The sequence below is a fragment of the Chitinophaga pollutisoli genome (assembly GCF_038396755.1).
GTDB classification, from domain to species: Bacteria; Bacteroidota; Bacteroidia; order Chitinophagales; family Chitinophagaceae; genus Chitinophaga; species Chitinophaga pollutisoli.
In genome coordinates, this window is sequence record NZ_CP149822.1 from 1,177,191 (window position 1) to 1,192,194 (window position 15,004).

Annotated in this window: 9 protein-coding genes; 3 read left to right on the top strand and 6 right to left on the bottom strand. The window is 56.0% G+C overall.

Features of this window, described 5'->3' with window-relative positions:
- Positions 1 to 6: 6 nt before the first annotated feature.
- The 6 genes from WJU16_RS04985 to WJU16_RS05010 form a co-directional block, all read right to left on the bottom strand.
- The gene (locus WJU16_RS04985; protein WP_341837220.1) at positions 7 to 1,473 is read right to left on the bottom strand and encodes a RagB/SusD family nutrient uptake outer membrane protein; all 1,467 of its coding nucleotides are present in this window, start codon (positions 1,471 to 1,473) and stop codon (positions 7 to 9) included.
- A gap of 18 nt (positions 1,474 to 1,491) precedes the next feature.
- Positions 1,492 to 5,001 (bottom strand): SusC/RagA family TonB-linked outer membrane protein, encoded by a 3,510-nt coding sequence (locus tag WJU16_RS04990; RefSeq protein WP_341837221.1) that lies wholly within the window; start codon positions 4,999 to 5,001, stop codon positions 1,492 to 1,494.
- 165 nt (positions 5,002 to 5,166) lie between these two features.
- Positions 5,167 to 6,324 (bottom strand): FecR domain-containing protein, encoded by a 1,158-nt coding sequence (locus WJU16_RS04995; RefSeq protein WP_341837222.1) that lies wholly within the window; start codon positions 6,322 to 6,324, stop codon positions 5,167 to 5,169.
- Positions 6,325 to 6,414: 90 nt separating this feature from the next.
- The gene (locus WJU16_RS05000) at positions 6,415 to 6,999 is read right to left on the bottom strand and encodes an RNA polymerase sigma-70 factor (RefSeq protein WP_341837223.1); all 585 of its coding nucleotides are present in this window, start codon (positions 6,997 to 6,999) and stop codon (positions 6,415 to 6,417) included.
- Positions 7,000 to 7,077: 78 nt separating this feature from the next.
- On the bottom strand, positions 7,078 to 8,091 hold the full coding sequence (locus WJU16_RS05005; RefSeq protein ID WP_341837224.1) for a zinc-binding alcohol dehydrogenase family protein: 1,014 nt from the start codon (positions 8,089 to 8,091) through the stop codon (positions 7,078 to 7,080).
- Positions 8,092 to 8,785: 694 nt separating this feature from the next.
- Complete coding sequence (locus WJU16_RS05010; protein WP_341837225.1) at positions 8,786 to 11,398, bottom strand: hypothetical protein; 2,613 nt, start codon at positions 11,396 to 11,398, stop codon at positions 8,786 to 8,788.
- Between the two features lie 559 nt (positions 11,399 to 11,957).
- On the opposite strand from WJU16_RS05010, the gene WJU16_RS05015 reads away from it, so the two are divergent.
- The 3 genes from WJU16_RS05015 (at position 11,958) to WJU16_RS05025 (ending at position 14,985) form a co-directional block, all read left to right on the top strand.
- The gene (locus tag WJU16_RS05015; RefSeq protein WP_341837226.1) at positions 11,958 to 12,341 is read left to right on the top strand and encodes a response regulator transcription factor; all 384 of its coding nucleotides are present in this window, start codon (positions 11,958 to 11,960) and stop codon (positions 12,339 to 12,341) included.
- Between the two features lie 149 nt (positions 12,342 to 12,490).
- The gene (locus WJU16_RS05020; protein ID WP_341837227.1) at positions 12,491 to 13,549 is read left to right on the top strand and encodes a HEAT repeat domain-containing protein; all 1,059 of its coding nucleotides are present in this window, start codon (positions 12,491 to 12,493) and stop codon (positions 13,547 to 13,549) included.
- Positions 13,549 to 14,985 carry a glycosyltransferase gene (locus tag WJU16_RS05025; protein ID WP_341837228.1) on the top strand — a complete coding sequence of 479 codons (1,437 nt, stop codon included), beginning with the start codon at positions 13,549 to 13,551 and terminating at the stop codon, positions 14,983 to 14,985. The genes WJU16_RS05020 and WJU16_RS05025 overlap by 1 nt, the downstream gene beginning before the upstream one ends.
- The last annotated feature ends 19 nt before the right edge of the window (positions 14,986 to 15,004 follow it).

Genomic DNA, 15,004 nt, shown 5'->3' on the forward strand with positions numbered 1-15,004 from the left:
TTGATTTTATTGTTCGTTTTGGGTAAGGTTCGGGTTACCGGTGATTTCATCTGAAGGGATACGCATGAGGATTTTCGGGTCCGTTGCCTGAACAGTCATCGCCCCGGAATTCCCTGAAGCGTAATCGCGCACCATTGGCAGCCCGTTCCGGAAATAATCGTAGCTCACGTGCCCTTCGAACGCAAATTCTATCCGCCGTTGTTTCAATATTTCGTTGAACAAAGGCTGCCCGGTGATATTGGAGGTATCCCCGATGCCGGCGCGACGCCGGATCACATTCAGGTCACTGAGCGCGGCGGCATTGTCGCCCGCTTTCACGGCGGCTTCCGCACGGTTCAGGTACATTTCCGCCAGGCGGAGGTAGCGGTATGGCGAAACGCTGTACAGCGATACGTAATTGATCAGGTATTTCACCGTGGCCAGCGAATCATCCGGCCATCCCGGCGTAACATTGCGCTTGTAAAACTGGCGGCGCAAATCCTGCGGCTGGATGAGGGCAAGCAGGTTCGGGGAAGGACGGTACAGCCCGCCCGTATAATTAATCTGCGAAGGCATGGCGAACAGATTGGCGATGAGGCCCTGGTGTTGCTGGGTATTGACCGCGAAGATGTCTTCCCGGTTCCCCGGCGCGTCGGTGCTGTAGTAACTGGTATACGCCGCATCCTGCAACAGTGTGTAACCGCCGTGGAGGATCACCGAATCCGCATACTCCCGCGCCTTTTTGTTGGCATTGGCTTCGGGGGATGCAAAAGTGCCGCCCATATACAGGTACACCCGCGACAGCAGCCCGAAAGCCGCGTACCGCGACGCATAAGCGTTGCCGGCATTGGCTTTCAGCAGGGGAACCGCTTCGTTGAGGTCCGCCACCACCTGGTCGTACACCGCTTTCACCGTTGCGCGCGGCGGTGCGAACGCAGCGCCGTTGTTATCCGTCGTGATCAGCATCACACCGGGATTATTGCCACTGTTCTGGTAATACGGTTTGCCGTACAGGCGGATGAGATTGAAATACACGTACGCCCGGAGGAACAGCGCCTCGCCCTTCGCCTGCAGGATCACCGCGTTCGATTCCCCGGCTTTCACATTGGCGAGTATCTTGTTGATGAGCAACGAAGCGTTGTAAGCTCCGCGCCAGTATTCGTAGGTATACGAAAGGTCTTTCTCCCCTGAATTCAGGTAGTTAAAAGCATTTGTATACCGGTTCACACCCGCATCGAGCGCCTTGATATTGTTGCCATGCGCTTCGCCGAAAAACACCTGCATGTCATTAAAGCTGAAACCGCTGTTGGTTACCGCCGCACCGGCAATCGCCGCATAGGCGCCGAATACCGCTTTGCGGAAACCTTCAGGCGTTGCAAACTGCTGCTCTTCATACGTTACGTTGTGTGGCCGGAGCTTGTCGAGCTCCTTGTTGCAGGCGCTGCCTGTTAACAAAAGCCCCGCCGCCGCGATATAATGGAAGATGGATTTCATATGTCGCATTTTGATGGATTAAAAACTTACGTTGATACCTGCCAGGAACCTGCGGGGATTCGCGAACGATGTGCCCACACCGCTGTACGCCGTGCTGGATCCCAGGGACGCGCCTTCAGGATCCGCGCCCACGAAATCCTTGTGCTTGATCACCGCCAGGTTGTCGCCGCTCAGGTAGGCCGACAGCTGCCGGATCTTCAGCTTGCGCAACATTGCATCGGGCACGTCGTACGACAACCGCACGTTTCGCAGGCGCAGATGGCTCGCGTCGCCCCACAGGCGGGAAGAACGGTACGTCAAGGCGCTCCAGGCATTCGGGTTGGTACTGAACACATCCGGATAGTTCGCATCCGTGTCTCCTTTCCCCTGCCACAACCGCTGGTTGCTGCCGAACACCACGTTGTTGCGGCCCAGGCGCGGCGCGGTCGGCGACTGGAAATTATTCACCAGCGACATCATCACGTAGTTTCCATACTGGAACCACCACTCCGCACTCAACGTAAACCGCTTGTATTTAAACGTATTGGTAAAACCGCCGAAGAATTTCGGCGTAGCCGAGCCCACCGTTTCCCAGTTCGCCAGGTTAGTGGTGCTGCCAATGCCTTCCACTTCCACCGGCTTGCCCGAAGCATCGTAGTTGCGGTGGATCATATTGCCGTTTTCAGGATTGATGCCGATGTATGTGATCGCCTTGATCACGTTGATATCCTCCCCGATCTTGCGGTAATAGGCATTGGAATAGCTGTCGCGCAGGGAATCCTGGTAAAGGGCGGAGATGTGGTTTTTGTTGAAGCTGATATTGAAATTCGCATACCAGTTGAAGTCTTTCGTTTTCACCACATGCGCATTCAGCATGATCTCCACGCCGCGGTTGATGATCTCCCCGATATTCTGGTATTGGCTCAGCGAACCCTGAGCGGACGTGAGGCTCACGTTCTGCAACAGGCCGGCGCTGCGCTTGCGGTAAATATCAGCTGTCAGGTCGATGCGGTTCCACAATCCCAGGTCCAGCCCAACGTTCGTGCTGTACATCGTTTCCCAGGAAATAACCGGGTTGGCCAGTTGGGAGATTGTTGAACCGATATTGGTGGTGGAACCGTAACGGCGCCCGTCGCTGTAAAATGTCGTATTCAGGTAACCGTCGCCCAGGTCGCGGCCCGAGGTGCCGTACACCGCGCGGAGCTTCAGGTTGTTGATGGTTTTATTGTCTCTCAGAAACGCTTCGTTCGAAAGCAGCCAGCCGCCGCTGATGGAGTAGAAAGTACCGTAACGCTTGTCGCGCCCGAAGTTGGTGGTGGCATCGGAACGGACGGACGCCGCCGCGAAATACTTCTGGTCGTAGTTGTAATCCGCCTGACCGAACACGGAGAACGTGGCGCGCTCCTGGTAGCTGCCGATAGGCGCCGCCGGCGGCGAAGAAGGCAACAGGTACGCGAGATACACCGCGCTGCCGTATCCGCGCGCCGCACCGGCATTACGTTCGCCGGGCAATACGTTGTACATGTCCGCGCTGGTTACTTCCGTCGTTCTCTTCCCCCATTCCTGGCCCACCAGGGCCGATATGGAATGCAGCCCGAAAGACTTGCGGAAATTTAGTGTATTCGAAGTCAGGTAATCGGTATAACGGGTATCCCGGATCGTTAGCGTACCGTTGGGCAGTACAGGGCTGGCGGCGTTGAACAGGTAGGGGTATCCACCGAATTTGCCGGAATAGGAACGCGGATCGAGGTAGGAATTGAAGCGCGTGCCCATGTAATTGATCGAATTGGCGCTCTGTACAAAGAGCCAGGGTTTGATATCGTACCGCAGCTTGATGGCGCCCAGGTGGTTGTGCACATCCGTTACGGCGGTATTGTCGTATTCCGCTTCGGCGAGGAAGTTCTGCGTCCAGGTCTGGAACATGGGGCCGTAGTTGTTGGATTGCTTCACCGGCAAACTATACGGCATCGACCCGTCTGCGTTGTACGGATTTTGGAACGGCTGGATCATGTACAGCTCCGGAACGCCGTTGCGCCGGGTGGTTTTATCGATGATGGAACTGAGGTTTACGGCTACGGAGAATTTGTCGCTTACCTTCTGGTCGATGTTGATGCGGAGGCTCTTCCGGTCGAAGGCGTTATCATACAGCGCACCGTTCTCCTTATACCAGGCCACGCCGCCATAGAACTTCGTTTTGTCGTTGCCGCTCTGGATGTTCAGCTCCGTATTCCGGAAATTCCCGTTACTATAGATCGCATCTTCCCAGTTGAAGTTATTGTTCCTGTCCGCGTCGGAATACGTCCGCCGCTCGCGGATGAACGTGTTGACGTCGGGGAACTGCGCCTGGATGGAAGGCGTCTGCTCCCAATACCGCTGCATCTGTTTATCCATGAACCCGATCAGCTCGGTGGTATTCATGAAACGGATGGCGCGCACCGGCTGAATGGCGCCGTATTGCATGTTGAGGTTTACCCCCGTGCGGCCCGTTTTGCCCCTGCGTGTCGTGATCACGATCACACCCTGTGCCGCGCGCGAACCGTAGATGGCCGTCGAAGAGGCATCTTTCAAAATCGTAATATCTTCCACATCCGCCGGGTTCACGGCGTCCTGCAAACTGGTGTAGTTGGTGATCACCCCATCCACGACGAACAACGGCCCGAAGTAGCTGTTGGTGGGCGTGGCCATGGACGACTGCCCCCTTTCGATCACCTGCCCTTTCGCACCGGATTCTCCGGAAGTTTCGGTGATGTAAAGCCCGGTTGTCTTGCCTTTGAGCATCGACAACGCATTGGGTGTGGTCACGCTGTTGCGGAGCTGCTCCCCGGTTACCTTTTGCACGGCGCCGGTCAGTTCCTTGGCGGATTTGGCGGAATAGCCGGTGATGATCAGCTCATCGAGCTTCGAGGAAGCGCGTTTCATCCGGATGTCCAGCGCGGCGAACGACTTCGGTGTGATGGCATACGGCTCGAAACCCACATACGAGAAGATCAGCTGCGGGTTGTGCGCCATGGGGATGGTGAAGCGCCCGTCGTTATCCGTGGTGGTGATGCGGTTGACGCCCATGGGGTTGTTGGTAACGGCGCGAACGGTCACACCCGGCAGGAGCGTCCCGTCTTCGTCCGTCACGCGGCCGTCCAGGGGCACGGTGGCTTTGGGCTCCTCGCCCGGATCACTGTACATCGTGACCGTGCTGGATTTTGCCTGGATAACGATGAACCGGTTATCCCGCAAAGAATACGTTAATGGTTGGTTTTTGAAACAAGCCGCCAGCGCATCGTTCAACGAAACGTTGCGCAGGGTGACGGTCACCGGTTTCGCGTTGTCGAGTTGGTTTTTGCCATAGATAAAGGTATAGCCGCTTTGTTTCTCGATCGATTTCAAAGCTTTGACGAATGGCTCGTTGCGCAATTGCAGGGATATCTCCTGTGCGTGGGCGGTAAAGCCCGCGGCGAGGAGGAACAAGCACAACGTCAGCATACGGTAAGCCCTGCGGATGGCCGGGTGGCATGCAATGCCCCGATCCGCCTGGCGCCAGGCGCATGAATACATAAATTCGATTTTGGGTGATAAAAAAATCTCCTGTCTGAAATGTATGTGTCTTTTCCCCGGACCGGCCCTTTCAGACAAACCGGTCCTTACCCTCTCCGGCCGCCGTTGGCGCCGTGGGGTTGCTGCGATCCAGATCTCCTGTCTGCTGCCCGATGCAGCTGTTCATCAGGGCGAGACAGTTACCTTATTTCCATTGATTGTAAAGTGTACAAGTCCTGTCAGTTCCAGCAATTCCAGCACTTTCGACAGCGGAACATTCCGCGGGATCGTGCCATTGAAGTACTCTTTCACTATGCCTTTTTCATAAACTATTTCTACGTCGTACCACCGCGATATCTGCTTCATCACCGTTTCTACCGGCGCGTCGCGGAAGAGGAACAATCCGTTCTTCCAGGCGGTGGCGGCTTCAACATCGGCCTGGTCGTTCAGGATCATGTCCGTTCCTTCCAGCCGCATGGCCTGCCCGGGGCGCAGCAGGTGTTGTTCCTGCCCGTTGCGCATCATCACGGCGCCTTGCAGCAGCGTGGTGCGGCTACCTGGTTCGTCGGCATATGCCTGTATGTTAAATGCTGTTCCCAGCACCATCACATCTCCGCCGTTACGGATCTGGACGATGAAAGGCGCTTGCGCATCGGGTTTGATATCAAAGAACGCTTCTCCCGTCAATTCCACTTTTCTTTCCTTTTTGCCGAAGGCTGTGGGATAGCGCAGCGCGCTGCCCGCGTTGAGCCAAACGGTGGAGCCATCCGGAAGGGTGAGGCGGTATTGCCCGCCGCGCGGCGTAGCGAGCGTGTGGAACTGCACCGGGTCGCCGGATGCGTTGTAGGCCAACAGCCCCTGCCCCGTTTTTACGGCGTTGCCGCCGCCATGTGCAGCCAGCGCACCGTTGGCCGCGTCGGTCAGGTCGATCCGGCTGCCGTCGCCCAGGGTGAGAATCGCTTTATCGGATCCCGGCAAAGCATCGCCGCCGAAGTTCCGCACTTCCTGCTCCGCTTTCCCCTGAGACGTAATGGCCCAATATCCCGCTGTGCCGATGGCCAGTACAAATATCGCGGCCGCCGCGATCCGCCGCCAGGGCAGGATCCGCACTTTGGCGGGCGCTTTCAGTTCGTTGATGCGCGTTACCATCCGGTCCATGTCTTCCGCCGCCAGGTCCATCGGTTGCACAGCGGCGGCCAGATCAGACAGTACTTCCTGCATGAGGGCGTCGTAACGCCCGTCCTGCAACAGAAGGTCCAGCTCTGCCGCCTCGTTTTCTCCTATATTGCCGGCGTAATAACGCTGCAAGAGGAGACGAACCTTGTCCCTTTGATCATCTAACATGGTGGAATAGAAATTTGCAACAACGATATAAGCTATAACTACCGGGGAAAGGTTTAGGACCAGTGCCCCGGAAACTTTTTTTATTTTTTCTCAAAGCCAGAACAGGCCAGCCTTCCGCACATGATCCCGGACCGATTGCAGCGCCCTTACCAGGTGGTTTTTCACTGTATTGGCCGACAATCCCATGTGTGCCGCGATCTCCGGGATGGAAAGCCCTTCGTACCGGCTCAGCCTGTAGACCTGTTGCTGTTGGGGCGGCAATTGCAGCACCGCCCGCGCGATCACCGTTCCGCTTTCGCGGTACTGCACCTGCTCGGCCACGTCTGACCGCGCCGTTTCGCCGAAGTCCCGTAAATGCTGGAGGAATTTGCCTTCCCGCGCGAGGCGTTTGATATAAGTGAGGGAAAGATTGGAAACAACCGTAAATAACCAGGCGCGGAGAAATTGGATCTTTTCATATTCCGCACGATGTTGCCACAGGCGCAAAAATGCTTCCTGCACGATGTCTTCGGCAACGGCCCTGTTTTTGGTGATCTTGATGGCGAATGGCAGCAGGCGCGGGAAATAGTGGCGGACGATCTCCCCGAAAGCCCTTTCGTCGGAAGCGCCGATCCCGGCCAGTAATGTTTGCTCCTGTAATATATGCTCGCTCATTCCATCCCCCTCCCTTGGCATGCGGTGTTGGTTGATTTGGGATAAAAATAGTAAAAATGTGATAAAGATGCCGGAAGGTGAGCGAACTAAAAACGCCGATCAGAGGGATATCATCACCTTGACCACCCCGTTCTTCGGGTCCAGCCAACGCGGGAATTCGGATTGCACCGCGTCGAAATGCACGCGGTGGGTAATATAATTTGTGGGATCCACCTGCCCGGATTGCATGGCGTCCACCACGTGCGCGAAATCTTCACGGGTGGCATTGCGGCTGCTCATGAGCGTAGCTTCACGTTTATGGAATTCAGGATGACTGAATGCGATCTCCCCGCGCTGGAGCCCAACCAGCACATATCGCCCGCCATGCGCGAGGTATTTGAAACCATCAAGAATGGCACGCTGGCTGCCCGTAGCATCGATCGCCACGGTAGGATAATCACCGTGGGTGATGGCCTGCAATGCGGCTTCCACATCGCCTCCGGAGGCGTCCACGATATGCTGCACACCGAGCTTTTCGCGGCAGAAGTCCAGCCGCTGCCGGTTGATGTCTACCGCGATCACTTCCGCCCCCGCGATCCTGGCGAATTCCATCACACCCAGGCCGATGGGCCCCGCGCCGATCACCGCAACAAATTCCCCCGGCCGGACATCCGCCCGGCGAACACCGTGCGCGCCGATGGCCAGGGGCTCCACGAGCGCCAGCGCATCGAACGACAAACCCTGCCCGTGCAGCAACGCCCCCGAAGGCACGCGGAGGTATTCCGCCATGCCACCGTCGACATGCACACCGCATACCGCCATGCTTACGCAGCAGTTGGGCTTCCCCGAACGGCAGGCGATGCAATGCCCGCAATGGTAATAAGGAATGAAGGTCACCGCTTCCCCTGCCGCAAACCCCGGCGCGCCGTCAGCCTCCACCAGTTCCCCCGACAGCTCATGCCCCAGCACCCGGGGGTAACTGAAAAAAGGCTGTGTGCCTTCGAAGGCGTGCAGGTCCGTCCCGCAAATGCCGATCCGGCGGATGCGGATAATCGCATGTCCTTCGGTCAGCTCAGGCTGCGATGCTTCTCCGTAAGCCAGTGTTCCGGGTGTTGTGCAAGTAAGTATCTTCATGTGCGTGCTGGCTTTTTGCCATCGTCAAACCTACGACAAAACCACCCACTATTTCTTGTCCCGATCCGACATTTTCTGTTACGTTTCGGACGATTTCTATCCATCCATTGCCCGGCCATTCAGCTGAGCAAGCGAAATTTCCTGTTACATTCCAGACATTTTCTATCCATCCGTTGCCCGGCCATTCAGCAGAGCAAGCGTCATTTCCTGTTACATTCCAGACGTTTTCTATCCTTCCGTTTCCCGGCCATTCAGCAGAGCAAGCGTCATTTCCTGTTACATTCCAGACGTTTCCTATCCATCCGTTTCCCGGCCATTCAGCAGAGCAAGCGTCATTTCCTGTTACATTCCAGACGTTTTCTATCCATCCGTTGCTCAGCCGCTCAGCAGCGTAGGGGGATATTTTCAGTTACCTTTTGGAAATTCCTATACCTCCTCACTCATCCAAACACCCGCATAACGGTCATATGATTGTCAACTGAGCCACCTATAAGCTACCTATAAGCCTCCTGTAAGCCACCTATGAGCCTCTCTATATAAAGGTGGCTCACAGGTTATTAATACCCGGATGCATGCAGGTACAGGCATCCGGCAGCTTAAAAGCATGCCTGCTGTTGCCGGGCAGATGAGGGCGTATAAAAGAAGCGCCGCAACCCAGAGGCTGCGGCGCTTCATCATATATACCTGCGTGAGGCTATTTTTTCTGTTGTGCCAGGAACGTCACCAGCGAAGCCAGTTCTTCGTAAGACAAGGCGTTGGCCAGTCCTGCCGGCATCATGGAATTCTTCATTTCCTTGCGGGATGCGATGTCGGAGGTTTTCAGCGTGGTTACGTTGCCGCCGATATCGCGAAGCACCACTTTCTGGGCGGTTTCTTCCGTCACGAAGCCGGTATAAGACTTCCCGCCTTTGACGGTGATCATCACGGTGGCAAAGCCCTGGGAGATCGAAGCGTTCGGCTTCAGGATGGATTCCGCGATCTGTTCGCGGTTCATGATCGAGCCTACCTGGCCCATGTACGGGCCTTTCATCTTCTCGCCTTTCGAAATACTGTGGCAGGCGATGCAACCCTGGGTCGTGAACAGCACTTTACCTTTCGCGGGGTCGCCTTTGATACTGTTAACGGCGATCAGCACGTCTTCGATAGACGACTTGCCCACCTGGCCCTTCTTATTCTTGATTTTCTCCAGGTCTACTTTCGGTTCGTTTTTCGCAACCGCCGCTTCCTTCTTCGGTGCCGCGAACGCCGCGATTTCCATCCGGTGGCGTTCGTTCAGGTCGGTGAAATACTGCTTGCGCGCGGGGAATTTCAGCGCTTCCCTTTTCAGGAATTTCTCGATGGCCGGCGATCCTTCCCAGGACACGGCCTTGTAATACGGCCCGTGGGAATCCGGGCGGGTACCCCACCACCAGGAAGCATCATAATCCGCTTCCTGCTTATACAAACGGGCCAGGGTGGTGATCACCTTGTCTTTCGTCCGTGTTGTCTTCAACTTCGGGTATACCGCTATCAGTCCGTTTACCGCTTTCATATCATGCATATATCGCAATGCCCACAAGGCCAGTGAAGAGTTTTCGCTTGTAACGGCGGCTACGCAGGAATCCACGGCATGCAGCTGCACCAATGCCTGCACGGCGAGGTGCGGCAGGATGATAGCGGCATTCGGCGTGGCGTGCGGGCCTTCCGTCCCCTTTGCGGGTGCGCTGAAGTTGGCCGGCAGTTTCGTTTGCAGGAGGGCTTGCGCGGCTTCCACCCGGCCGAGGCGGCCCAGGCCGATGATCGCAGCGGCCGCTACGCGCGGGTTCGCGTCTTTCAGACCGGCCAGGAAAGGCTCGATGGACACATCCTGCAGGTTGGCTTTGCGATCGGCCAGCGCGCGCAGGGCATGCTCGCGCAGGAGCGCGTCTTTCGTCAGCTCCGTCAGCGCGGCGATACCATCGCGGCCTGCTACCTGTGCATAGGTATAAACACCCGCCACCCGGCTTTCGGGCGACAACTGCGCATCATTCGCTATCGCCAGGGCCGCTGCGGCTGCCGCCTGCTTGTCGCTGCGGCCGGTAAGCTCCTGGGAAGCGTTCAGGCGCGCCACGGCGCTGGGGGATTTCAGCAATTCCGCCAGTTCCGCCACCGGGGCTTTGGACAGGTCGGGGAATGCGGTGTAGGTCCAGTCGTTGGGCACCGCGCGGATGATATATCCTTTGTTGGGGCTGCCGGAATAGCCGGCGCCATCCCAGGCGGAGAGGTATACCCTGCCGGAACCGTCCACATCGAGGTCCGTAATCTGCGGGAGGCCGAGGAATTCCTCTTCCTTCTGCGTGAACGAAGCGCCGTCGGGGGTTACCCGGTGGATATAGAGCATGCTTCTACCCCAGTCGGCCATCATGGGCACATTGGTATACTGTGCGGGCCATTTGGGTTCAGACAGGTAGAGCGCGCCCGTTCCCGAACCGCCGCCAACGTCGACCAGCGCGGGCAGGATTTCGTCGGTGAAGTTTTGGAACAGCACGGGGTATCCGTATTCACCGGACTGGATATGGTGCGAGAAGCGCACGTTCCAGCCGCCGCCGTCGTTGGTATTTTCGCGGGTGTAAACGTTCATGAAGGGGTCGATGGCGACGTCGTACACGTTACGGGTGCCGTGCGTGAACACCTCCATTTCGGTACCGTCGGGCCGCACGCGCACGATTCCGCCGCCGAGCATGGTGAGTTTTTTGCCGGAGCGGTCGGTGGCGTTATGGAACCCGAAGTCGCCCACGGAAATGTAGATCCATCCGTCGATACCCATCCGGATGCCGTTGGTGGCGTGGTCGGTACCGCGTTCCTGGATATATTTGGTGTTGCTGAGGTCGGTGACGAGCGGCAGGGCGGGGCCATCGGCCTTTCCATCCGCGTCTTTATCTTCGAATACGACGAGCGACATGCCGGTGGCTTTCTTCGTTTCGTCGGAGAAGGTGGTGTGGAGGACGTACACTTTGGTGCCGAGGACCATGATGCCGCGGGGGTTGTCGACCGTTGCGAAATCGGTATGGGCGTCCATTTTGCCGTCATTATCGGCGTCTGTAAGACGGAGGATGCGCCCTTTGCCGGGGTCTTTCCCGAGGGAGCCGATCATATCCACCCCTACGTACACGTCGCCGTTGGGCGCTACCGCGAGGCAGGCGGGGCTGGGCGTTACGTCAGGGCCGGCGAAGCGGGAGATTGTCAAACCCGGGGGATCGGGGAGCAGAAAGGGTTCTTCGCCCATGTAATGTTTGGCGCCGATCATGACAGATGCGGAACAGATCAGGGCCAGTGGCAGTTTAATCATCTTTTAATTACGGTTATTTTACTTTGCTTATCAATACAATCGTCAAAAGAGCCGTCCAAAATAAAAAATTAATTAACAGTATGCGTATTTTTTACATGAACTATTTCCGGGCATAGCAGGAATTTTGGTGGAACGGTTGTTTTCCGGGGGAATTTTGCCGCCGGGAAAACGGCGGTAAAGACAGCCGGGGCGCCTTCGGTATAAAAACAGGTTATTGGGTTGGGAGTCCGTATTTCGATTCCGGTGTTGAATTTTTTCCACGCATATTCGTGAGTGATAGTGCTATGGCTATTTACAGGCCGCCGCAATATTTATGTTCATATAAATAACCGCTAATCAACTGTCTGATTTTCAGATATAATTCCCGTAATTATTGTTTTACATATAAGAAGGCCGTATTTTTGAGTTGATCCTATTGTAACCGTTTGATTCAGATTATAGCATTAGCCGACCGGATGCCTGTTTCAAAGCAAACCTAAGAGAAACCTGGCCGAAAGGGAGCTAGTCCTGCGACCGTGTACCAATACGGGGCAGGGCGGACTTAAAAGAACAATGATATATGAGTAAAATTCTCCTGATCGAGGACGATGAGGTAATGTCGACCATCGTTAAAAGAATTCTGCTAAAGGCGGAATACCAGGTAGACCACGTCAGGAACGGTAAGGAAGCATTCGAGATACTGGAGACCTCCGGCTATGGGTTCGACCTGATTATTACCGACATCATGATGCCTTATGCGAATGGCTTCGAAATCCTGAGCCGTGTACGCAACTTGCCCGATGGCAGGCAGATTCCCGTTATATTGCTGTCTAACGCCGGCAATGAAGAAATGGTAAAGGAAGGCCTTGAGCTAGGCGCCAACGACTTCCTCAAGAAACCGGTGCTGCCGGCCGAGCTGCTCTCGCGGATCCGGCGGGTACTTACCGGGAACCCAGCTAAGTAAGGGCCAGCTACCGCCCTACTGTAGCCCCACACCTTCATCCTACTGAAAAACGCGCATATGAATTTCTCCCCGTTAGATTTCCTGGAGAGTATTTTTTTGAATTCCGATACGCGCCACTGATCATCCAGATTGCCATCATATTCGTGTTTGTGGCTATCGGGATGACGCTGGTTGCCTATTTCTCCATCCTCCGCCGCCGCTTCAGGGGCTTTCGCAGGGATAAGAAAGTGGCGCGACTCAACGAACTGATCGACGATTTGCTGATCGAAAATGTATTGTCGCAGGACCCGGAACAGGTGCAAACGCCCGGCGAAACCGCCGAAGCTGCGGCCAACGCTTTCCAGCTCGCGCCATTTGGCAAGCGCTGGGGGCGGCAGGTGCTCATCGACCGGCTCATCAATTACCGCAATAACGTGCGGGGCGCCATGGGAGATGAAATCCGCACCCTCTACCTGTTGCTGGAACTGGATAAAGACAGTTTCAAGAAGCTGAAGTCCCGCAAATGGAACCATAAAGTACGCGCGCTCAACGAGCTCAGCAGCATGGAAATCGGCGTGGCGGATGTGATCATCCTCCCGCTCACCAACAGCCGTAACCGTGAGCTGCGGGCGGCGGCAAGGCAGGCTTACATCAAGCTGTCGAAAAACGAGCCTTTCAAATTCTTCGACCTGGCCACCGAGCCTCTCCTGCAATGGGACCAGGTGGAACTCTTCCGCATCATCACCACCACGTCCAACATCGCCATTCCCAACTTCGCGCAGTGGATCACCTACTCCACCAACAAAAGCGTGATCTCCTTCTGTCTCAAACTGGTCATCCATTACCACCAGCTCAAAGCCATCCCCGCCGTGATGAAGCTCCTCGATTCCAAGGACCACCTCCTCCGCGCGGAAGCAATCAACTGCCTGGGCAAAATGCGGATCGCCGACGCGGAAGACAAACTCGTATACATTTATAACAACCAGCCGCTGGACTGCCAGATCGAGATCCTCAAAGCCCTGGGGCGGATCGGCAGCGGGCGCCATACCGAATTCCTCAAACAGGAGTTCATGCTTTCCACCGACTTCGAGCTACGGAAAAACGCCGCCAAATCGCTCATCAACAACCAGGTCCCCGGCAGCAACCTCATCAATGAACTGATGGCCGAAGCCAGCCCGGAAAACCAACTGATTCTCAAACATTGCATGAACCCGTTAATCAAATTCTGATGCAGCAGATCTGGGAAATAGCAGGCAACGTATTCGAAACAACGGTGTTCACCTACGGGATGGTGCTGCTCGTATCTTATGCCCTGCTCGCCATATGCTCCCTGGTAGCGGTCCGCCGGTGGGTGATGACCGACAAGTACCAGAACGGCGAAGTGCTCCTCACCTCCCCGCTCGCGCCGGGTATCTCCGTGATCGCGCCGGCGTATAACGAAGGGCTTACCATTATTTATAACATCCGCTCCCTGCTCACGCTGAAATACGCCCGGTACGAGATCATCGTGGTGAACGACGGCAGTACCGACGACAGCATGGAGCAACTGATCAAAGAATTCAGCCTCGTGGCGGTGGATTTCGCGTACAACGCCAAGATCCAGACGCGGCCGGTGAAAAAGATCTACAAATCCACCGACCCGGCTTACGCCAAGCTGATGATTATCGATAAAGTGAACGGGAAAAGCAAGGCCGACGCCGTGAACGCCGGCATCAATGCCGCGGCGTACGACTATTTCGTGTGTACCGACGTGGATTGCATCCTGCATGAAAACACCATTATCGAACTGGTGAAGCCGGTGATGAAGGAGAAAAACAAACGCGTGATCGCCACCGGCGCCACTTTGCGCGCCGCCAACTCCAATACTTTCGACCAGGGCGTGATGGTGAATGTAAAAGCCCCCCGGCAGGTGCTCCCCCGTTTCCAGGAAGTGGAATATATCCGCGCGTTTGTGTTGGGGAAGATGGGATGGACGCTCCTCAACTGCGTACCCAACGTTTCCGGCGGGCTCGGGCTTTTCGACAAAGAAATCGCCATCCGCTGCGGCGGGTACGACCATAGCTCTTTCGGAGAAGACATGGAACTGATGACCCGCATGTGCCGGTACGCCATCGATAACAAGATCGACTACGCCATCCGCTACATTCCCAAAACCCTCTGCTGGACGGAAGTACCTTCCACCCTGCGGATCTTCGGGCGGCAGCGGACACGCTGGGCGCGGGGGCTGGCGCAGCTCATGTACGCCCACATCGGCATGTTCATGCGGCCACGCTACGGGCGCTTCGGGCTGGTCGTGTTTCCGTATAACTTTTTCTTCGAGCTGCTGGCGCCCATTATCGAAGGCGGCGGCATCCTCTTCTTCGTGGTGATGGGCATTCTCGGGTTCATCAACTGGCCCACGGCGATCGTCCTGCTGGTGTTCGTATACACCTACGCCATCATGATCACCACGCTGGCCATCCTGTATGACCAGATCACGTTCCGTTATTACAATTCCTGGAAAGACATCCTGCTGCTTTGCATGATGCCGTTCTTCGAGTTTTTCATATACCATCCGCTGATCGTGTTCTTCTCGCTCCGCGGGTATTATTTCTTTTTGACAGGGAAGAAATCCGGCTGGGGCGTTATGCAGCGGCGCGGATTCCAGACGGCCAGCAAAATATAGCCGCCCTTTTTAACCATAA

Bases quoted from the DNA above. Each gene is read 5' to 3' on its own strand.
- WJU16_RS04985 (WP_341837220.1), bottom strand. From the start codon at position 1,473: ATGAAATCCATCTTCCATTATATCGCGGCGGCGGGGCTTTTGTTAACA.
- WJU16_RS04990 (WP_341837221.1), bottom strand. From the start codon at position 5,001: ATGTATTCATGCGCCTGGCGCCAGGCGGATCGGGGCATTGCATGCCAC.
- WJU16_RS04995 (WP_341837222.1), bottom strand. From the start codon at position 6,324: ATGTTAGATGATCAAAGGGACAAGGTTCGTCTCCTCTTGCAGCGTTAT.
- WJU16_RS05000 (WP_341837223.1), bottom strand. From the start codon at position 6,999: ATGCCAAGGGAGGGGGATGGAATGAGCGAGCATATATTACAGGAGCAA.
- WJU16_RS05005 (WP_341837224.1), bottom strand. From the start codon at position 8,091: ATGAAGATACTTACTTGCACAACACCCGGAACACTGGCTTACGGAGAA.
- WJU16_RS05010 (WP_341837225.1), bottom strand. From the start codon at position 11,398: ATGATTAAACTGCCACTGGCCCTGATCTGTTCCGCATCTGTCATGATC.
- WJU16_RS05015 (WP_341837226.1), top strand. From the start codon at position 11,958: ATGAGTAAAATTCTCCTGATCGAGGACGATGAGGTAATGTCGACCATC.
- WJU16_RS05025 (WP_341837228.1), top strand. From the start codon at position 13,549: ATGCAGCAGATCTGGGAAATAGCAGGCAACGTATTCGAAACAACGGTG.